Origin of the sequence: Chryseobacterium sp. MP_3.2 (genome assembly GCF_035984805.1) — a bacterium.
Lineage (GTDB): Bacteria > Bacteroidota > Bacteroidia > Flavobacteriales > Weeksellaceae > Kaistella.
On sequence record NZ_JAXCHW010000002.1, the window covers coordinates 226,997 to 245,524 of the forward strand.

Here is an 18,528-nt window from a genome sequence, read left to right on the forward strand (position 1 = left end):
TTGTCCTCTAATAATACAGTTTATGAATAACGCGCTATTAGGAGAATCTGGTATTCAAATTACTTTGTTCTTAATTTTAATCCCTGTACTGGCTGGATTGGCAATTGCGGTGGTGAAAACTTATGGTACCTACAAAAATTTACAAAAGAAGCGGCAATATCTGGATTTCCAGAAAAAAGTAGCCAATCTTTCTCCAGAAGAAATTCAAGAATATGAGAAGAGAGGAGAGGAATTAGGCTACCAACTTCCAAGCAATGAGCTTTCCGGCGATTTACCAGTGTCTGATCAAAAAGGAATTATTACCAATATTAATTCTGTGGAAGAAATTCTTATTATTCCGCAGAAAAAAAGTATTGCGGCACAAAAATATATTTCCACCGCTTCCTCAACCCTAATTCTATATTTCCTTGGGTTTTCTATTTTGTGGCTCTTGGTAGGGACTTCCGCTGGAGAATATTTGGGGATTAAATTTGTGGCGCCAGATGTAGACCATTCAAGTTGGTTAAGCTTTGGGCGGCTTCGACCAGTTCATACCAATCTGGTGTTTTGGGGTTGGTCTTCCTTCGCGATGGTCGGACTTGCCTATTATGTGATCCCTAGAGTGAGCAACGTAGAGATATATAGTGTAAAACTTGGATATTACTCCTTAATATTAATGAATGCTTCCGTTATTTTGGGAAGTCTTTCTTTGATGGCCGGAATCAATAATGCGGGTGGAGAATACAGAGAATATATTTGGCCGATTATGGCACTTTTTGCTGCCGGGATTTGTATTACGCTTTATAATTATTTAAAAACTATTGCCCGAAGAGTCACCAAAGAAATTTATGTATCCAACTGGTATATTATTTCTGCCATGATGTACGTGATTGTAATTCTGCTGGTTGCTTATCTGCCTTTTTGGCAAGATGGACTTGCGGAAACCATCATTCAGGGATATTATATGCATCAAGGGGTTGGAATGTGGTTCATGTTTTTCTGTTTGGGTTTAATGTATTATTTCTTGCCGCAACAATTAAACAAACCGATTTACTCTTATAGTTTAGGAATTTTAGCTTTCTGGACTCAAATATTATTTTATACATTAATTGGAAGTCATCACTTTATTTTTAGTGCCATTCCCTGGTGGATGCAAACCGTCGCCATTGTAGCAAGTGTGGGAATGGTTATTCCTGTGGTTGCAGGATCTGCAAATTTTCTTTTGACCTTTAATGGTTCTTGGCATCAGTTGAGAACAAGCTATACACTGCCTTTTTATCTGATTTCCATTCTCTTTTATTTCAGTGGATCACTACAGGGAACCGCCGAAGCTTTTCGATTTACCAATTTAATATGGCACTTTACTGATTTTACCGTTGCACATTCCCACATGACGATGTACGGAATTATCACTTTCATGTTATGGGCCTTTATTTACACGCTGGTTCCAAGGTTAACAGGAAAAGAGCCACCAAAAATTTGGGTGGGTATTCACTTCTGGCTGGCTTTGATAGGTTTGATGTTTTATATTATTTCTCTGATGATTGGTTCTACTGAAAAAGGATTAATGTGGATGGCGAAAAAACCATTTATTGAAGGTGTAGTTCACATGGCTCCTTACTGGTTATGGCGTGCGATCGGCGGTACCATGATGTGGATCTCGCATTTTGTTTTTGCCTATAACTTTTACAAAATGGTGAATAGAAAAGAAGTGATTGTAATTCCTACAACTCCAGCGGAAATTCTGGAAGCGAAAAAACAACTTCAGAATACTGAATTTAAACCAACAAAATAAAGATTAACCTATGAACTTTTATAGTAATCATAAACTCCTTTTTTGGTCTTCCCTTTTATTCTTTGCCTTTCTCACTTTGCAGATTGGAATTTTACCAGCGTTGCAAAATCAGACGGTTTTCAAACCTTTGCCTAATGCAAAACCCTTAACGCCGGAAGAAAAATTAGGAAAGGCACTTTATGTAGAAAACGGCTGTATCGCTTGTCATACGCAGCAGGTACGGAGTGTAGATATGGATAAAGTTTTTGGTAGCCGTCCCAATATTCCAGCAGATTATGCAGCAAATAAGAGAACAGACGTTTGGAGAAATACCGCTAATTTATTGGGTTCAGAGAGAACGGGTCCGGACCTTACGAATATTGGAGAAAGACAACCGAGTATAGATTGGCATTTGCTCCATCTTTACCAACCTAGAGCTGTGGTGAAAGAATCTATAATGCCTGCTTATCAATGGCTTTTTCAAGAAAAACAATACCTGCAAAAAGGTGATGTAGAAGTGAAAGTTCCGCCAGAATTTTTAAAAAATAAATTCAATAAAATTGTCGCGACCAAAGATGCGCTTTATTTAGTGGCTTACCTTCAATCTCTAAAACAAACGAAGCTTCCAGATGGTCAAACGCCGCCAGAATTTCTTTATAAACAAAAAGAAGTGAAAGCTGCAGCCGCTGCAGGGGGAGATAATTTGCCAGATGGTGCAGAATTGTACACTGTAAACTGTGTTGCCTGTCATCAAGCGAATGGGGAAGGTTTACCAGGCGCGTTTCCACCTTTAAAGGGAAGTGGAGTGATTCTAGGTGAAGATTTAAAATTGTATGTCACCATTATTATGAAAGGATATAATGCCCGACCAGAATATGCAGAAATGCCTGCGGTAGGAACCAACGCTAATTTCACTCCTGAAATAGTGGCTGCCTTGATTAATCATGAACGTACAAGTTGGGGTAATGCAGGTAAAAAAGTTACTGCAGAAGAAGTGAAAACAATTATGGAGGAAATTAAATAATTGGAATTCTTAAAATTTAAAAAATGAAAAATTTAAAAAAAATATGCGCCTTTCTCTTACTGTTGATGACCACTTTTGCCTTTGCCTGCGAAGCATGTAAACTTCAGCAACCAAAAATCACCCAGAGTTTTACACACGGAACCGGCCCAGAAAGCAAATGGGATTGGCTCATCATTGGAATTATTGCAGTAATTACGGTTTATACTTTTGTATTTTCTTTAAAATATTTAGTTAAACCGGGTGAAAAAGATAGAAATCACATCAAAAACTCGATCTTAAATTAATTTTAAAAAGCCCTCAAAATGACTCATGACAGAACCAAAGTTTTGCTTTTTATAGATGAAGATTTGCAGCCGATTGCCAATTTGGAAACTCCCATTGTTTTTGATTTTGATACCTCTAAATTGACGGATGGCGAACATACGTTAAAGATCATCAGCAAATCGCCAACTGGTAGAGAAGGCATCAGAAAAATTAAATTTTTTGTGAGAAATGGTCCTTCTATCAGCATCGAAGGTTTATCTGAAAATGAAGTGGTAGATGGAAGTTTGCCGCTGATGATTAACGCCTACGACAAAGGAAATCAGAAAAGTTTTGTGATCACAGGTAGTGAAACGCCGCAAACAATTCCCGTTTGGATGTGGATTCTTATCATCTTAATCGTGGGCTGGAGTGCCTATTATTTAGTCACTTATTTCACCGGATTTCCTTATTAATTTCAACTTTAAAAACAATTCACTTTAAACCCACTAAAAATAAAAAAAAGACGGTTTCAAACTTTGAAACCGTCTTTGTATTTTATTTAAAAAACTGACTTACGCCAAAAACTCTATTTCTTTGTCTTTAAAATCGTTTTTGGTGACAATTTTATGCATCGTTTTTAGAATTTTGCCGCGCAGCTTCGCAATTCTTCGGATATTTTTGTCCTCACTGTAATCGAAAATATCGTCTTCAAAAGAAAATGTATCTCCCTTTTTAAAAGTGATGTTGTTTTCCTTCAGCTCTTTCAGCAACATTAAATTCGTCATCGTTTCTAGCAAAAGACTTTCTGTAAATGCCAATTCCTCTAGGGCTTTAAGTAATTGTTTTTTATATTTTTTCTTCGGATTCATATTTTATTTTTTACGTTTTACAATAGTAGGGATTTTAAATCGGGTTTTAAAATTACAGTGCAAAATTACGCTTCCTTATTTAAATGGTGGTCTTAAAAAGAGGTATCTTTGTTTTTCCATGAAAAATGCTGATCTTTTTTCCCTCATTGCCTTCGCTCAAAACAAAAATCAAAAGGCACAAACCCAACTTATTAATCTATTTTGGGTTGATGTTTTCAGCTTTGTCATGAAGAAAGTTCAAGATGAACACGTAGCCGATGAACTTACGGTTTCTGTTTTTTCCAAAGTTTTAGCCAAACTGGATTTATACGATCCCAATTTTCAGTTCAAAACGTGGATTTTGACCATTGCGCAAAATTCCATTATTGATTATTGGCGAAAAAAATCTCGGGAAAATGAAGATTCTACCGATAACTTCGATGGTATTAAAAATCAGTTGGCGCTTTCTCCCGAAGAATTGCTCATTTCCGAAGAAGATCAAAAGCAAATTTTAACCATTATAGAAAGTCTCGATTCTAATTACCAGCAGATTATTCAGCTAAGATTTTTTGAAGAAAAAAGCATTAAGGAAATTGCGGAGGAATTAAATCTCACCGTCGCCAATACGAAAGTTCGCATTATGCGCGCAAAAAAATTACTCGCTGCCTTGTTGAAAAATAATGAATACGACGAATAAATACTACTATTTTTTATCCCTTCATAATTAATTTCTATCGCAACATTCTTGCAATTTCACTTCTTTCTTGCCATTCCTGAAATCAAATTCTCTTTTTAATTTTGTAAATTTGCTCTTTATTTATTCACATGAGCGAAACTCTTCTTGATACTCCATTGCAAAAGCCAAAATGGATCCGCGTAAAACTTCCTACGGGAAAAAATTACCGCGAACTCCGAACTTTGGTTGATAAATATAAACTTAATACCATTTGCCAAAGCGGAAGTTGTCCAAACATGGGCGAATGTTGGGGTGAAGGAACTGCAACCTTTATGATTTTAGGTAATATTTGTACCCGAAGTTGTGGATTTTGTGGCGTAAAAACGGGAAAACCTTTAGACGTTAACTGGGAAGAACCAGAAAAAGTGGCGCGTTCCATTAAACTCATGAAAATAAAACATGCCGTTTTAACTTCTGTAGATCGCGACGATATTAAAGATATGGGTTCTATTCTTTGGGCAGAAACCGTAAATGCAGTTCGCCGAATTTCTCCGGGAACCACCATGGAAACTTTAATTCCAGATTTTCAGGGCATCACAAAACACATCGATAGAATTTTACATGTTTCCCCAGAAGTTATTTCTCACAACATGGAAACCGTGAAAAGATTAACGCGGGAAGTTCGTATCCAAGCGAAATATGAGAGAAGTTTAGAAGTTTTACGCTACATGAAAGAAGCCGGACAAAACCGAACTAAAACGGGTTTAATGTTAGGTTTAGGAGAAACGAAATCAGAAGTAATGCAAACCATTGAAGACATTAGAAATGCCAATGTAGATATCATCACCATGGGACAATATCTTCAACCCACCAAAAATCATTTACCTGTAAAAAGATTTGTGGATTTAGAGGAATTTGAAGAATACCGACTTTTTGCGCTTGATCTTGGATTCAGACATGTGGAAAGTTCCCCGTTGGTCAGAAGTTCTTACCACGCAGAAAAACACATTCACTAAATTTACCCAAAAGACATAAAAAAACGCTTTCGAAATGAAAGCGTTTTTTGTTTTTGCTAAGCTTCTTTGAAATATTTTCTCAATTTCCAAGCCATTTTTTCGTGCTTTTGCATTAATCCATTTAAGAAATCTGCAGTTCCGGCATCGCCATATTTCTCTTCACAAAGATCTAAGTTTTCTCTCAGCGCTTTTACAATGGTTTCATGATCGCCTACCAATTCTTTCAGCATTTCTTGATTACCTGGTAATTTCCCTGGATTTTCTTTCAATTGGGAGTATTCTGCAAATTCTTTTGTGGTTCCAATCGCAGTTCCACCAAGGGTGCTGATTCTTTCCGCAACTTCATCTACCGCATCTGCAATCGCATCATATTGATCTTCAAAAAGCAAGTGGAGTTCCATGAAATTATCTCCAGCGAGGTTCCAGTGAAATTTTCTCAATTTAATATAGATGATATTTCCATCTGCCAACACGTGATTAAGTACTTCGTTTACCGCTTTTAAATTCTTCGCGGAAATTCCTAAATTAGGTTTCATAATGTTATAATTTAAAATTATTGTTGTTATTTTTTTTGTTCTCCATTAGCACACCAATCAATCGCTGTATGTAAATCAGAAATGGGGAAGGCTCTAAATTCACCCGGCGTCAACGCATTAAAAATTTTTGTGAATTTTTGTACGCCTTCACTATCAGTTACTACCGCTGCATGATTCCATTTGGTAATATTCTTTAAACCTAAAAGTGCATCTTGAAACCAAGCTCCAGTGGTAAAATGACCCACTTCAGTATCTAATAAAAGGAGAAAATTTAATTCTTGAAAAGTGTTGACCTTCGCTTTAACGCAAGGAATCACCAAATTCTCAAAATCTTCTTTCGTTATGTCGCCACTCGCTTTAAATGCGGCAACGTTATCTGGAATCTCTGGAATTGATGTAATCATGATTTTGTTTTTTTAGAAGTTATTTGAAGCACAAAATTTTGAGATTTTTAGAAATTCCGGACCCGCTTTCACTACTCGCTTCCCAATTTTTCAATTGGGAGAGCTCAAACAGACCGTTCAATCGGGGCTATCAAAAAAAAGTTGTGATTTTTTTTGTAGAAGCAAGAATTGAACCATTAAAAGATGCTTCTCGCCCTATCAATGTTAAACTTTTTATAAAATATGACCAGTTTCGAGAGTTTATCAAGGAAAATAAAAACTCCCTTCTGCACCTTTCTGAACGGTAATTTAAGTATTTTTAGACTTTCAAATTGATTTTATGAAAGCAGTTCTTATCACCATCGGCGACGAAATTTTATCAGGTAATACTATTGACACCAATTCTAATTTTATCGCCACGCAATTGAAAAATATCGGAATTCCTGTGGTGCAAATTTTCACCATTTCTGATCAAATTAAAACGATCAAAAATACTTTGCAAGAAGCTTCCAAGATTGCCGATTTAATTATTTGCACTGGCGGTTTAGGACCAACCAAAGATGACCGCACCAAAACAGCCTTCGCCGAATATTTTCATGATGAACTAAAATTGGATGAGGCTACTTATGAACATTTAAAAAAAATATTGATCAAAAGAAAACGGGAACATCTTTTGGAGATTAATGTCAATCAAGCCGTCGTTTTATCCAAAGCCTTTATTTTTCAAAATGAAAACGGAACAGCGCCGTGTCAAATGATTCGCGAGCTTGGCAAAATTGTTATTTGTTTACCCGGAGTTCCGTTTGAGGTAAAACCTTTAATCAAAGACAAAATAATTCCATTTCTAGCAGAAGAGTTTTCGTTAGACCATCTTACTTCCCGCATTATTTCTGTGGTGGATTTTCCAGAAAGTTTGTTGGCTTTAACCATTGAAGAGTGGGAACTCGCCCTTCCAAAGCATATTTCGCTTTCCTATTTGCCCGTCGGAAACAGAGTGAAATTACGTTTAACAGGTCAAGGAAAAAACCTGGAAGAATTAAATGCGCAATTAGATGATCAGATCAAAACCTTGAAACCTTTGATTGAAGAAAAAGTAATTTCTTGGGACGGCGATGAAATTCAGGAAATTTTAAAAGATGTTTTTCTCCAGAAAAAATTAACTATTTCTGTGGCAGAAAGTTGCACTGGGGGAGAATTATCGCGTTTGCTCACTTCCGTTTCTGGGAGCAGCAGTTATTTCCTCGGCGGAATTACCGCCTACGATTATCATAAAAAAATAGAAATTCTGGGAGTTCGAAAAGAAACTATTGAGTCAAAAACTGTGGTTTCAGAAGAGGTTGCCCAAGAAATGAGTGCAGGTGGTCAAAGATTGTTTCAGTCAGATATTTGTCTTTCTACTACGGGAGTTGCGGGTCCCAATTCTGATGAGTTTTTTAATGAAATTGGACTCGTTTACTATTCTATTCGAGTTGGGGAAATGGAAAAAACCAGTCGTCTTTATATGCCGCATTTAGAAAGAAATGATTTCATCAATTTCGTTTCACAGCGCGTATTACAAGATTTGGTTTCGGTTTTAATCATCGATGATGTCTAAAGTTAATTTACAGTGGCTCCAGAAAAAAGTACAAAAACTTAAAAGGGAAACGCTCACTATTTATGCTGCTCTCCGAGATAAAAGAACTCCGCTAATTGCGAAAATTTTCGCTGCAATTACGGTTGCTTATTTGTTTAGTCCTATCGATTTAATTCCAGATTTTATACCAGTTCTCGGGCTTTTGGATGATTTGATCTTGGTTCCTATTTTGATTAAAGTCACCATTTCCTTAATTCCAAATGAACTCTATGATGATATTAAATCAAAAATTAATGCAGAAGAAAGTCTTCAAAAAAAATGGTATTTGGCAATTCCCATCATTTTGATTTATTCTGTGCTCCTTCTTATTTTGTATTTTAAATTTTTTAAAAATGAAACTTAAATTATCCTTGCTATTACTCACCTTTCTTGCCATCATATTTTCTTACATCGGTGCGAAGGAGCCTTTTACCTGATGGTTAGAGGCAGCTCCGGTTTTCTTAGGGATTTTAGCTTTGCTTATTTTCCGCAAATTAGAGTTTACTAATTTTGTTTATATCGTTATTTTTATTCATTTTTTAGTGCTTCTTTTAGGCGCTCACTATACCTACGCAAAAGTTCCGGGTTTCAATTGGATGAATGAAATTTTCGGTGGAACGCGTAATAATTATGACAAAATCGGACATTTTATGCAAGGATTTTCGCCGGCCTTGATTGCAAGGGAAATTTTAATTCGAAAAAATGTGCTGAATAAAAAATCGTGGCTTCCTTTCCTTGTTATTTGCATCGTTTTAGCCATCAGTGCTTTTTATGAATTAATTGAGTGGATTATTTCTCTTACTTCCGGAGAATCTGGGGACAGTTTTTTAGGAACTCAAGGTTTTATTTGGGATACGCAAACAGACATTTTTATGGCTGTAGTTGGAGCTTTGGTTGCGTTGTTTTTCCTTTCTAAGATCCAAAATCGCAAAATCTCACAGATATAAATTTTTATGTTATAAATATTCTGGGAAAATTTCGTTGTCGTCTTAGAGTAAAAAGGATAACAATGAAAAATATTTTAGTATTTACGGTAATTTTAAGCTTGGAATTGATGAACGCGCAATCCAATCAAAATGTGGGTGAATTCTCTTCCCTGAAAGCGTATGACCAAATGACGGTAAAACGCTACTCATCTGGAGAAAATAAGGGAGAGACCAATAGCAATGATGTAGAAATCGTTAATAAAAAAGGCGAACTAAGAATCAGAATGATGCCTACCATGATTTTACAAGGGAAAGATACTATAGTAAAAGTTTTTTACAAACGATTGTGTGATATTCAAGCAAGTCAAGGTTCTACTATTTTGGCAGATGCAGATTTAGAATGTAAAAGACTCAGTTTAACTTCTAAAGAGGGTTCCAATATTAAAGTGAGTGTGGAAGCAGATCTCTTAAATATCAAAACTAACTCAGGAGGAATTATTGAAGTTTCTGGGAATGCCGTCCCAACAAAATATGACCGTTAACTCGGCTGGCAAATATTTAGGAAAAAATCTCGATTCAGAAAATTCGATTGTCGTTTCTAATGCCGGAGGAATTGTTGCAATAAATGTCAAAGATTCGGTTGATGCAACCACCAGAGCCGGTGGAAAAATTGATGTTTATGGTGATCCTAATGATCGAAAATTCAAGAAAATCATCGGTGGCAAGATTAATTTTAAATAAGAAAAAAAGGTCATTCAATTTTAGATGGCCATTTTTATTGTCAAGTCTGTAACAATCTGGAAAATTGGTAGACTAAATTAATAGGAAATTGTCTAGCAAAAGCATTTATCTATAATCTAAAGTTTATAAATGTCCTTTAAATAAGCGGATTTGTTTAATTCGGATTGCTTAAGACAGACATTCCGAATTCCCCTCAAATATTTTATTATCTTTACCTTAATCAATAAATAATCTTATAAAGTCTATGAAAAAAGTAACTATTACCCTTCTTGCTTTTGCAGGAGTTGTCTTTCTTAATTCCTGTTCTACTGCTAATACAGCCACTACAACTACAACGGAAGAAACTACTGTAATTGAAACTGAAGTTGCAAAAGATGAAGGAATTAATTTGTCTTACATTGATAAAACCGTTCGTCCGCAAGATGATTTCTCCAATTATGTAAACGGAAACTGGATGAAAACTGCAGAAATTCCATCTGATAAATCAAGTTGGGGGAGTTTTAATGCTTTGCGAGAAGATGTAGACAATTCTTCTTTAGAAATTTTAAACAAAATTTTAACTGATCAATTTCCAGCCGGTTCCGAAGGTCAAAAAATCCAGAATTTGTATGGAACTTACATGGATTGGGACAAAAGAAATGCCGATGGAATCAGTCCAATCAAAGGAGATTTGGCTAAAATTGATGCCATCAAATCGGTTTCAGATTTACAGAATTATTTAATTGCAGCCACCAAAACCGGCGATAATCCTTTATATGCTTGGAGAGTAGGTCCAGACTTGAAAAATTCTAATATGAACGCCATCTATTTTGGGGGCGCTTCTTTAGGTTTAGGTCGTGATTATTATCAAAAAGAAAATGAAGCTAATACCAAAACTTTAATTGAGTATAAGAATTACGTAGCTCAACTTTTTCAAGCAATTGGGTATCCGAATGCAGATCAAGCGGCACAAAGAGTAGTAGCTTTTGAGAAAAAATTGGCGCAAGATTTATTGACAAATGAGCAAAATCGTGATGCTAATTTAAGATACAATCCAAAAACGACCGCTGAATTATCTAAATTGGTTAAGCAAGTTAATTTGCCAAAATACTTGACAGATGCAGGTGTGAAAACGGATAAAGTGATCGTAAGTGAATTGAAATATTACCAAAACATGGATTCTTGGATGAATGAAAGAACGCTTCCACTAATTAAAGAATACATGAAAGTACGCATGGTTGCAGGTAATGCAGGAAATCTCAACAAGAATTTAGACGATATTAATTTTAATTTCTACTCTAAATATCTACAAGGTCAAAAAGAGCAGCGCTCTATGGACAAACGCGGTTTGGGTGTTGTGAATGGAGTTTTAGGTGAAGCGTTTGGTAAGTTATATGTGGATCAATATTTCCCAGCGGCAGCAAAAAGTCAGATGGAAACTTATATTACGTACATTAGAAAAGCCTTCAAACAACACATCGCTGATAATGATTGGATGTCTCCAGAAACGAAAGTAAAAGCACAAGAAAAATTAGCCAAATTTTCTGTAAAAATTGCCTATCCAGATACGTGGAAAGATTATTCTAAACTTGATTTAGCTGGTTCTAATGAAGGTGGATCTTACTACAAAAACTTACAAAGCATTTCTGCTTGGCAATATGCTAAAAACTTAGATAAAGTAGGTAAAGCCGTAGATAAAACTGAATGGGGAATGTCTCCACAAACCGTAAATGCTTATTATAGCGGATCAAACAATGAGATTGTTTTCCCTGCTGCAATTCTTCAGCCGCCTTTCTTTAATTTCAAAGCTGATCCGGCGGTAAACTTCGGTGGAATTGGTGCTGTTATCGGTCACGAAATTTCTCACGGTTTTGATGATTCTGGTTCCAGATTCGATGGAGACGGAAACTTAAATAACTGGTGGACAGATGCAGATAGAAAAAACTTTGATGCGAAAGTGGGTCAGTTAGCCCATCAATACAATGCTTATGAGCCAGTAAAAGGTAGTTTTATCAATGGTAAATTTACCAGTGGAGAAAATATTGGTGATTTAGGTGGTGTTGCTGTGGCTTACACCGCTCTTCAAATGTATTTAAAAGACAAAGGGAACCCAGGAGAAATCAGTGGTTATACCCAAGATCAAAGATTTTTCATGAGTTGGGCAACCGTTTGGAGAACCAAATCTACGGAGCAATTTATGGTGAACCAAGTTAAAACAGATCCACATTCCCCAGGTTATTTCAGAGCTTTTGCTCCTTTGGTTAATCAAGATTCTTTCTACAAAGCTTTTGATGTAAAACCAGGTGACAAACTTTATAGAGCTCCAGGTGAAAGAATAAAAATCTGGTAAAATCAGAATTTAAATAGTTCAACTAGCATATTTACTAAACCCTTTCTTCATTCAATTGAAGCGAGGGTCTTTTTTTTCCGTCAATATTTATTTATTTACACTTTCTAGAACCTATTTATAAGTCCAAGGTGAAAACCTATATTTGTAAAAACCAGATTAAAGATTTTCTATTAAAATCAGTCAGAATTACACGCAACCTTATTTAATTAAAATAATTATGGGCACCAAAGTTCTAACTCAGAAAAACATCATCATTAAAAATGAAGAAACTCGGGATTTTTTGGCAGATGCTTTCTATCCGAAAAATGGTAAAAATCTTCCACTTGTAATTTTTGCACACGGTTACAAAGGGTACAAAGATTGGGGCGCCTGGAATTTAATGGCAGAAAAATTTGCAGAAGCAGGATATTATTTTGTGAAATTTAATTTTTCGCATAATGGAACTACGCTGGAAAACCCAACTGAATTTGCGGATTTAGAAGCTTTTGGAAATAATAATTTCTCTAAAGAAATGTCGGATTTTGATGCCCTTCTCGATCATTTTCAAGAGCTACCGCAAATTAATAAGGAGGCTATTGCAATCATCGGTCATAGCCGTGGTGGCGGAATTTCCGTCATCAAAGCGGGAGAAGATGAGCGAATAAAAGCGCTCATCACTTTGGCAGGTGTGAGTAATTTCAAATACAGATTTCCAAATCAGCAACGTTTTGAGAACTGGAAAACAGAAGGCGTAATGTATTCTGAAAATAAAAGAACGCATCAGCAAATGCCGCACTATTTTCAGTTTTATGAAGATTTTCAAAAAAATGAAGACCGATTTGATATTCAACATGCAGCCCAGCATTTTCAAAAACCTTTCTTAATTATTCAAGGCACTAATGATGAGGCGGTAAAAGATAAGGAAGCATTTTTACTCCATGAATGGGCGAAAAATTCTGAACTAGTAGAAATACCAAATGCGAATCATACCTTTGGGGCACGAGAACCTTGGGAAGAAAATAAACTTCCGCCTGATTTAAATAAGGCCATTTTAACAGCTCTTTTATTTCTCAAATCACAATTTTAGGCTTTAATTTAAACAAAAATTACTGCTAATTTTTCAATCTAATGTAGTAGTTTTACGGTCTTAAAAATTTAAAAAATGATGTTTCTTTCTATTCTGGAATTTCCAGATTTTGCACAGCCCCAAATATGGGTCAGTTTATTGACCTTAACTTTTCTGGAGATTATTTTGGGCGTAGATAATATTATTTTCATCTCTATTATTTCGGATAAACTTCCGAAGGAACGCCAGAAATTTGCGCGTAATTTAGGATTGGCTTTCGCCATGATTTTCCGCGTTGCTTTATTGTTGATGATCAGCTGGATTATTGGTTTGAAAGAGCCTGTTATCACAATTCCATTTATAGATGAGCCAGGAACAGATCTTCCCCTATTTTTAAGTTGGAAAGATATCATTCTTTTACTGGGTGGTATTTTTCTAATTGCAAAAAGTACCTTAGAAATCCATGGAAAAATGCAGGGAATTGAAGAACAGCATACTCCGAAAAAAGCGGCTTCGTCTTTAATGACCATGGTGATTATTCAAATTATTTTGGTGGATATGGTTTTTTCCTTAGATTCCATTTTAACCGCAATAGGTTTGGTAGATAATGTAGTTTTAATGATTATTGCGGTCGTTATTTCCATTGGTATTATGATGGCTTTTGCAAGTCCTATCTCTAATATTATTAACAAATATCCAAGTTTGCAGATTCTTGCACTTTCTTTCTTAGTGGTAATTGGCGTCATGTTGGTTGCAGAAGGAATTCACCAACATGTGAGCAAAAACATTATTTATTCTTGTCTTGCTTTCAGTTTATTGGTGGAGTTTTTAAATATTAGATTTCGTAATAATCAGAATAAAGAGCAACTGAAATTAAATCCAGACTTGAATGAAGATTTGAGTATCAAGGAGAATCAAAATTCAAATTAAACGAACAACATTCATTTCGATGCACATAAAAATATATCCTGAAAATTTATTCGGGATATTTTTTTGTTCAATAACGTAGGATAAAACTTTTGTTTTTATTTAAGTTGAAGTAAATCCCAAGCTTCTGCAATCTTACTTTCTTTTAATAAATCTTGTGCTTCTTGATGAATTTTTTCATCGGTAGAGAAGTTTCCCTCGGGAAGGTTTTCTGTGTTTGCAAGCATTCCCAAATCATTTCCTGTAAATATTTTACTCAGTTTAATTTCCGCTGGCAATAAATCAAATCCGATCCCTTTTGTAACCAGAGGTTTTGGAACTTCAAACAAATTATCTGCGTTATTTCGGGAGTACCAATTTCCACCCAACCTCGCTACGAGCTCCAATTTTTTCTGATCCAGCTTGCCTTCTTCATTAAGATATTCTTCTCGCACGTGGATTTTAATGACTTCGCAAATGACTAAATTTCCGGCGCCTCCTTCAGTTCCTAAAGCTTTTACTTCTAATACTTGGCATTCCAGATTTACGGGACATTCTGCAATAAGTTTTGGCTTAACCAGATCTGCATCCTTCATGGTTAAACCAGATTTTACAAACTCGTTAGTTTCCTTATCGTACTCCGTAGAAGAGAGTGAAATCTGTTGTACTATAGGATAATTCACGATGCCAATCACGACTTCCGGAACTTGTAGTACATTTTCCAAAGTATGTTTCGTCGTATTATCTCTTACTCTTCTGGCCGGGGAAAAAATTACTACCGGCGGATTAGAACTGAAAAGATTAAAAAAACTGAACGGACTTAAATTGATATTTCCATCTTCATCAACCGTTGAGGCTAAAGCGATTGGTCGCGGCGCGATGGCTGTTTGCAGAAGGGTCTGCAATTCAAAGTTGTTGAGTTCTGTTGGGGAGATTGTTTTCATAATAGTTAACCACAAAAGTCACAAAAGTTATATTTAAAATTCCTATTTTAGTCAAACGCACAAAGATTCACTCTAACATGTCAAAATATTTATTAACAAAAGTTTATTGACCTTCATGAAAGAGGTTTTTAACGTTAAAGTTAATCAGAATAGCTTTTGGTTTTTTCATTAAATTGATATAATTAATAGCCTGAGCTCTATGTATGTCTAAAATGTTTGACACTACCTTCAATTCTAAAACAATTAGGTCCTCCACAAGAAAATCTCAAAAGAAATCACACTTGATGAGTTTCTCTTTGTCATAAACGGGAATTTTTAATTCAGATTGAAAATTTATATTTGTTAACCTGAATTCCTGTTCTAAGCACTTGTGATAGACACTTTCTAAAAGTCCCGGTCCCAAAAATTTTGTGAACTTCAATGCACGCACCATTGATCTTGTATGTTAAATTCATTAAATATAATTGATTAATCATGCAATAAAACTTTTGTCACTTTTGTGGTTTATGTCCTGTTATTACAAATCAATTAGCAGGCAATATTTTACCAGAAACTTCACCGAAACCAACTCTAATTCCTTCTTTTTCACCGAAACCTTTCATGATAATTGTATCATTATCCTCAATGAATTTTCGTTCCTCGCCTTTTTTTAGGGTCAAAGGATTGGTGCCTCGCCAAGAAAGTTCCAGCATAGAGCCGAAAGACTTTCGATTGCTACCCGAAATAGTTCCTGATGCGTACATATCGCCGACTTCCACATTACATCCATTGATGGTGTGATGCGCTAACTGCTGCGCCATATTCCAATACATAAATTTGTAATTGCTTTCGGAAATGAGATTTTGATCCCCATTTTCTGGCTGCAAATAAACCTCTAAATGAATATCAAAATTTTTATTTCCTTCAAATTGAAGGTAGTCTAAAACCTTTGGCTCCTGCGTTGGTGAAGTGGTACGGAACGGCTCCAAGGCTTCTAACGTGACAACCCAAGGTGAAACCGAACTCCCGAAGTTTTTCCCTAAAAAGGGTCCAAGCGGAACATATTCCCAACTTTGAATATCTCTTGCAGACCAATCATTGAACAAAACCATCCCGAAAATAGCATCTTCTGCTTGAGATGTAGAAATACTTTCTCCCATTTCCGTATGTTGATTCACAATGAACGCCATTTCCAATTCAAAATCCAATTGCTTACAAGGACCAAAAATAGGCGCATCCAAATCAGCTGGTTTCATTTGACCTTTCGGACGAATAATATCAGTGCCAGAAACCACGATGGAAGAGGCGCGACCATGGTAACCCACTGGAATATGTTTCCAGTTTGGGAGCAAAGCATTCTCTTCGCCACGGAACATTTTCCCTACATTGGTTGCGTGTTCGATGCTGCTGTAGAAATCTGTATAGTTCGGAACGTGAACCGGCATCATCATTTTAACCTGATCAATGCTGAAAAAACATTCCTCTAAAGTTTTATGATCTTCTGCTAGTTTGGAGTCTTCGCCCAGGATTGCTTGAATTTTTAGTCTCACGGCAGTGGTAACTGGTTTTCCTAATTCAATAAATTCATTCAGCGTGTACGCTTCAAAAACATTTTCGTCAATGCCTTCAATTTCATCGAAGAATCCGTAATCGTACAGTGTTGCCAAGTCAATTACTTGATCTCCGATTCTAGTGCAACACGCAATATATTCTTGATTAAAGACAGCGACTCCAAAGGGAATATTATGAATGGAAAAGTCTGAAGTGGAGTCGTAGTTTACAAATGATTTCATGTGATTTATTTTTTTAAAAGAAAGGTTCAAAGCGTAAAAGAAACCCTTTAAACTCTGAACCTTTTATTGTTACTATTCTATTTATTTTTTGTTGATGGCACCTTCTTCAATCCAGCGATCTTTGGAATTAACGTCCACCAAATAGAGAATTTTTTTCTGTTGGGTCAGGAGAAAAGTCTTTGTAAGCGGAATCGGAATTTTTTTTCCCTCTAACCGATCTGCACGCAGAGAAATAATATTTCGGTTGGACCGTACCACGTCTCCAGAAAATACGTTGGAGGTGCTTTGCCCGGTCTGCTTATCATCAAAAACTTCTACATAAGTCGCATTCTTCCCATTGAAGATGATGAAATTTCTTTCCGTGTGATCCTCAAATTCTTTGATTAAGACAAATTTTGCTTTTTCGAGGCTGACTTCAGACAAGTTTTTATTGAGTCCTCGTCTTTCTTCCAGCTTTGTCAAAATCGCGTTGATGGTTCCATACTGCGCTTTAACAGTTAGTGTGAGCGTGAGTAAGAAGAAGGTGAAAAATATCTTTCTCATTTCAGGGTTTGAAATTTAGTGAAGTTCAAAAATTAATATAGTCTTAAAGATTTCCTCTTTTTTCTTGTTCTTTTTCTAAAGCTTCAAACAAAGCTTTAAAATTACCGGCTCCGAAACTTTGCGCACCGTGTCTTTCGATGATTTCATAGAAAAGAGTTGGGCGGTCTTCTACAGGTTTCGTGAAGATTTGGAGTAAATAACCTTCTTCATCACAATCAATTAAAATTCCGAGGTCTGAAAGTTTTTTGATGTCTTCATCAATTGTTCCTACACGTTCCGGAACCATATCGTAATAAGCATTCGGCGGCGCTGGTAAAAACTCTATTCCTCTCGCTTTCAATTCTGTTACAGTTTTAATAATGTCTTTTGTCGCTACGGCGATATGCTGCACCCCTTCACCTTCATAAAAATCCAAATATTCTTCTACTTGCGATTTTCTTTTACCTTCTGCAGGTTCATTGATAGGGAATTTTGCAAAACCATTTCCGTTGCTCATCACTTTAGACATCAAGGCGGAATATTCTGTGTTGATTTGTTTGTCATCAAAACTTAAAATATTAACAAACCCCATAACGTCTTCGTACCATTGAACCACAGGAATCATTCGGTTCCAATCAACATTACCTACGCAATGATCGACATAAAGTAAACCTACTTCTGTGGGATTATAAGCGCTTTCCCATTTCTGGAAACCGGGCATAAATTCGCCTTTGTAATTTTTTCTTTCAATGAACATGTGAACGGTTTCGCCGTAGGTATAAACTCCAGACATACGCACTTCTCCGTGCTCATCTGTCAGTGTTTTTGGTTCCATGTAAGATTTAGCGCCTCTTTTTGTAGTTTCTTCGTAGGCGGAATAAGCATCATCTACCCAAAGTGCCAAAATTTTCACGCCATCACCATGTTTTTTCTGATGTTCACAAATTGGGGAATCAGAATTTAAACCAGAAGTTAATACCAAACGGATTTTCCCTTGTTGCACAACGTAAGAAGATCGGTCCCGAACTCCAGTTTCTGGACCAGCGTAAGCGAGCGACTGAAAACCAAAAGCGGTCTTGTAAAAGTGCGCGGCTTGTTTAGCATTTCCGACATAAAATTCTATATAATCTGTTCCGTTAATTGGAAGGAAATTCTCTGCCTGAGCAATCTTTTCCGCGAAAGTAAGTGGGGGCATTTTTCTTGTTTTAGGTTACGCCAAATTACGAAAACTTTAGGTTTTATGAAAATCTGA

General features: G+C 36.1%; 21 protein-coding genes and 1 pseudogene. 14 read left to right on the forward strand and 8 right to left on the reverse strand.

Annotated features, from left to right (window positions below):
- Positions 1-22: 22 nt before the first annotated feature.
- The 4 genes from RCH13_RS05215 to RCH13_RS05230 are packed head-to-tail and all read left to right on the forward strand — an operon-like array spanning position 23 to position 3,493.
- Positions 23-1,774: a cbb3-type cytochrome c oxidase subunit I gene (locus RCH13_RS05215; protein ID WP_326986176.1), complete on the forward strand. Its 1,752-nt coding sequence runs from the start codon at positions 23-25 to the stop codon at positions 1,772-1,774.
- Between the two features lie 10 nt (positions 1,775-1,784).
- On the forward strand, positions 1,785-2,777 hold the full coding sequence (locus RCH13_RS05220; RefSeq protein WP_326986177.1) for a cbb3-type cytochrome c oxidase subunit II: 993 nt from the start codon (positions 1,785-1,787) through the stop codon (positions 2,775-2,777).
- A 23-nt stretch (positions 2,778-2,800) separates the two neighbouring features.
- Positions 2,801-3,061, forward strand: coding sequence for a hypothetical protein (locus RCH13_RS05225; protein ID WP_326986178.1), 261 nt, complete (start codon positions 2,801-2,803; stop codon positions 3,059-3,061).
- Positions 3,062-3,079: 18 nt separating this feature from the next.
- Positions 3,080-3,493, forward strand: a complete 414-nt coding sequence (locus RCH13_RS05230; protein ID WP_326986179.1) for a cytochrome C — start codon at positions 3,080-3,082, stop codon at positions 3,491-3,493.
- Positions 3,494-3,592: 99 nt separating this feature from the next.
- Here RCH13_RS05230 and RCH13_RS05235 read toward each other — a convergent pair whose 3' ends face one another.
- A complete protein-coding gene (locus RCH13_RS05235) occupies positions 3,593-3,889 on the reverse strand; it encodes a hypothetical protein (RefSeq protein ID WP_326986180.1) in 297 nt (98 codons plus the stop codon).
- 118 nt (positions 3,890-4,007) lie between these two features.
- Between RCH13_RS05235 and RCH13_RS05240 the strand changes: the two genes are divergently transcribed.
- Positions 4,008-4,565 carry an RNA polymerase sigma factor gene (locus RCH13_RS05240; protein ID WP_326986181.1) on the forward strand — a complete coding sequence of 186 codons (558 nt, stop codon included), beginning with the start codon at positions 4,008-4,010 and terminating at the stop codon, positions 4,563-4,565.
- 128 nt (positions 4,566-4,693) lie between these two features.
- On the forward strand, positions 4,694-5,560 hold the full coding sequence (lipA, locus tag RCH13_RS05245; RefSeq protein WP_326986182.1) for a lipoyl synthase: 867 nt from the start codon (positions 4,694-4,696) through the stop codon (positions 5,558-5,560).
- A 56-nt stretch (positions 5,561-5,616) separates the two neighbouring features.
- Here the strand turns inward: lipA and RCH13_RS05250 are convergent, their stop codons facing one another.
- Complete coding sequence (locus RCH13_RS05250) at positions 5,617-6,096, reverse strand: Dps family protein (protein WP_326986183.1); 480 nt, start codon at positions 6,094-6,096, stop codon at positions 5,617-5,619.
- Between the two features lie 26 nt (positions 6,097-6,122).
- A complete protein-coding gene (locus tag RCH13_RS05255; protein WP_326986184.1) occupies positions 6,123-6,500 on the reverse strand; it encodes an STAS/SEC14 domain-containing protein in 378 nt (125 codons plus the stop codon).
- A gap of 319 nt (positions 6,501-6,819) precedes the next feature.
- Here RCH13_RS05255 and RCH13_RS05260 point away from each other — a divergent pair, with 319 nt between their 5' ends.
- From RCH13_RS05260 to RCH13_RS05295, 8 genes are all read left to right on the forward strand, one after another.
- Positions 6,820-8,073, forward strand: coding sequence for a CinA family nicotinamide mononucleotide deamidase-related protein (locus RCH13_RS05260; protein WP_326986185.1), 1,254 nt, complete (start codon positions 6,820-6,822; stop codon positions 8,071-8,073).
- Positions 8,066-8,455, forward strand: coding sequence for a YkvA family protein (locus RCH13_RS05265; protein ID WP_326986186.1), 390 nt, complete (start codon positions 8,066-8,068; stop codon positions 8,453-8,455). Before RCH13_RS05260 ends, RCH13_RS05265 begins: the two co-directional genes overlap by 8 nt.
- Positions 8,456-8,567: 112 nt before the next feature.
- Complete coding sequence (locus tag RCH13_RS05270; RefSeq protein ID WP_326986187.1) at positions 8,568-9,038, forward strand: DUF2238 domain-containing protein; 471 nt, start codon at positions 8,568-8,570, stop codon at positions 9,036-9,038.
- A 62-nt stretch (positions 9,039-9,100) separates the two neighbouring features.
- Complete coding sequence (locus RCH13_RS05275; RefSeq protein WP_326986188.1) at positions 9,101-9,559, forward strand: GIN domain-containing protein; 459 nt, start codon at positions 9,101-9,103, stop codon at positions 9,557-9,559.
- The gene (locus tag RCH13_RS05280) at positions 9,549-9,758 is read left to right on the forward strand and encodes a GIN domain-containing protein (protein ID WP_326986189.1); all 210 of its coding nucleotides are present in this window, start codon (positions 9,549-9,551) and stop codon (positions 9,756-9,758) included. Before RCH13_RS05275 ends, RCH13_RS05280 begins: the two co-directional genes overlap by 11 nt.
- A gap of 244 nt (positions 9,759-10,002) precedes the next feature.
- Complete coding sequence (locus RCH13_RS05285) at positions 10,003-12,087, forward strand: M13 family metallopeptidase (RefSeq protein WP_326986190.1); 2,085 nt, start codon at positions 10,003-10,005, stop codon at positions 12,085-12,087.
- A gap of 217 nt (positions 12,088-12,304) precedes the next feature.
- Positions 12,305-13,153: an alpha/beta hydrolase family protein gene (locus RCH13_RS05290; protein ID WP_326986191.1), complete on the forward strand. Its 849-nt coding sequence runs from the start codon at positions 12,305-12,307 to the stop codon at positions 13,151-13,153.
- Between the two features lie 75 nt (positions 13,154-13,228).
- Positions 13,229-14,062, forward strand: a complete 834-nt coding sequence (locus RCH13_RS05295; RefSeq protein ID WP_326986192.1) for a TerC family protein — start codon at positions 13,229-13,231, stop codon at positions 14,060-14,062.
- Positions 14,063-14,157: 95 nt separating this feature from the next.
- Here RCH13_RS05295 and RCH13_RS05300 read toward each other — a convergent pair whose 3' ends face one another.
- The 5 genes and pseudogenes from RCH13_RS05300 to hppD all read right to left on the reverse strand — a co-directional run bounded on the left by RCH13_RS05300 (position 14,158) and on the right by hppD (position 18,471).
- Positions 14,158-14,982 (reverse strand): flavin reductase family protein, encoded by an 825-nt coding sequence (locus RCH13_RS05300; RefSeq protein WP_326986193.1) that lies wholly within the window; start codon positions 14,980-14,982, stop codon positions 14,158-14,160.
- A gap of 103 nt (positions 14,983-15,085) precedes the next feature.
- Positions 15,086-15,415: pseudogene (locus tag RCH13_RS05305) on the reverse strand (GxxExxY protein).
- A gap of 91 nt (positions 15,416-15,506) precedes the next feature.
- Positions 15,507-16,754, reverse strand: coding sequence for a fumarylacetoacetase (gene fahA, locus RCH13_RS05310; protein ID WP_326986194.1), 1,248 nt, complete (start codon positions 16,752-16,754; stop codon positions 15,507-15,509).
- Between the two features lie 81 nt (positions 16,755-16,835).
- Positions 16,836-17,297: a hypothetical protein gene (locus tag RCH13_RS05315; protein ID WP_326986195.1), complete on the reverse strand. Its 462-nt coding sequence runs from the start codon at positions 17,295-17,297 to the stop codon at positions 16,836-16,838.
- A 43-nt stretch (positions 17,298-17,340) separates the two neighbouring features.
- Positions 17,341-18,471, reverse strand: a complete 1,131-nt coding sequence (gene hppD / locus RCH13_RS05320) for a 4-hydroxyphenylpyruvate dioxygenase (RefSeq protein WP_326986196.1) — start codon at positions 18,469-18,471, stop codon at positions 17,341-17,343.
- Positions 18,472-18,528 lie beyond the last annotated feature (57 nt).

What these genes read in the sequence shown, in the direction of transcription:
- fahA (WP_326986194.1), bottom strand. Translation starts at nt 16,754, where the DNA reads ATGAAATCATTTGTAAACTACGACTCCACTTCAGACTTTTCCATTCAT.
- RCH13_RS05235 (WP_326986180.1), bottom strand. Translation starts at nt 3,889, where the DNA reads ATGAATCCGAAGAAAAAATATAAAAAACAATTACTTAAAGCCCTAGAG.
- RCH13_RS05215 (WP_326986176.1), top strand. Translation starts at nt 23, where the DNA reads ATGAATAACGCGCTATTAGGAGAATCTGGTATTCAAATTACTTTGTTC.
- RCH13_RS05315 (WP_326986195.1), bottom strand. Translation starts at nt 17,297, where the DNA reads ATGAGAAAGATATTTTTCACCTTCTTCTTACTCACGCTCACACTAACT.
- RCH13_RS05230 (WP_326986179.1), top strand. Translation starts at nt 3,080, where the DNA reads ATGACTCATGACAGAACCAAAGTTTTGCTTTTTATAGATGAAGATTTG.
- RCH13_RS05225 (WP_326986178.1), top strand. Translation starts at nt 2,801, where the DNA reads ATGAAAAATTTAAAAAAAATATGCGCCTTTCTCTTACTGTTGATGACC.
- RCH13_RS05240 (WP_326986181.1), top strand. Translation starts at nt 4,008, where the DNA reads ATGAAAAATGCTGATCTTTTTTCCCTCATTGCCTTCGCTCAAAACAAA.
- RCH13_RS05275 (WP_326986188.1), top strand. Translation starts at nt 9,101, where the DNA reads ATGAAAAATATTTTAGTATTTACGGTAATTTTAAGCTTGGAATTGATG.
- RCH13_RS05220 (WP_326986177.1), top strand. Translation starts at nt 1,785, where the DNA reads ATGAACTTTTATAGTAATCATAAACTCCTTTTTTGGTCTTCCCTTTTA.
- hppD (WP_326986196.1), bottom strand. Translation starts at nt 18,471, where the DNA reads ATGCCCCCACTTACTTTCGCGGAAAAGATTGCTCAGGCAGAGAATTTC.
- RCH13_RS05255 (WP_326986184.1), bottom strand. Translation starts at nt 6,500, where the DNA reads ATGATTACATCAATTCCAGAGATTCCAGATAACGTTGCCGCATTTAAA.
- lipA (WP_326986182.1), top strand. Translation starts at nt 4,694, where the DNA reads ATGAGCGAAACTCTTCTTGATACTCCATTGCAAAAGCCAAAATGGATC.
- RCH13_RS05300 (WP_326986193.1), bottom strand. Translation starts at nt 14,982, where the DNA reads ATGAAAACAATCTCCCCAACAGAACTCAACAACTTTGAATTGCAGACC.
- RCH13_RS05290 (WP_326986191.1), top strand. Translation starts at nt 12,305, where the DNA reads ATGGGCACCAAAGTTCTAACTCAGAAAAACATCATCATTAAAAATGAA.
- RCH13_RS05295 (WP_326986192.1), top strand. Translation starts at nt 13,229, where the DNA reads ATGATGTTTCTTTCTATTCTGGAATTTCCAGATTTTGCACAGCCCCAA.
- RCH13_RS05265 (WP_326986186.1), top strand. Translation starts at nt 8,066, where the DNA reads ATGTCTAAAGTTAATTTACAGTGGCTCCAGAAAAAAGTACAAAAACTT.
- RCH13_RS05250 (WP_326986183.1), bottom strand. Translation starts at nt 6,096, where the DNA reads ATGAAACCTAATTTAGGAATTTCCGCGAAGAATTTAAAAGCGGTAAAC.
- RCH13_RS05260 (WP_326986185.1), top strand. Translation starts at nt 6,820, where the DNA reads ATGAAAGCAGTTCTTATCACCATCGGCGACGAAATTTTATCAGGTAAT.
- RCH13_RS05285 (WP_326986190.1), top strand. Translation starts at nt 10,003, where the DNA reads ATGAAAAAAGTAACTATTACCCTTCTTGCTTTTGCAGGAGTTGTCTTT.
- RCH13_RS05280 (WP_326986189.1), top strand. Translation starts at nt 9,549, where the DNA reads ATGACCGTTAACTCGGCTGGCAAATATTTAGGAAAAAATCTCGATTCA.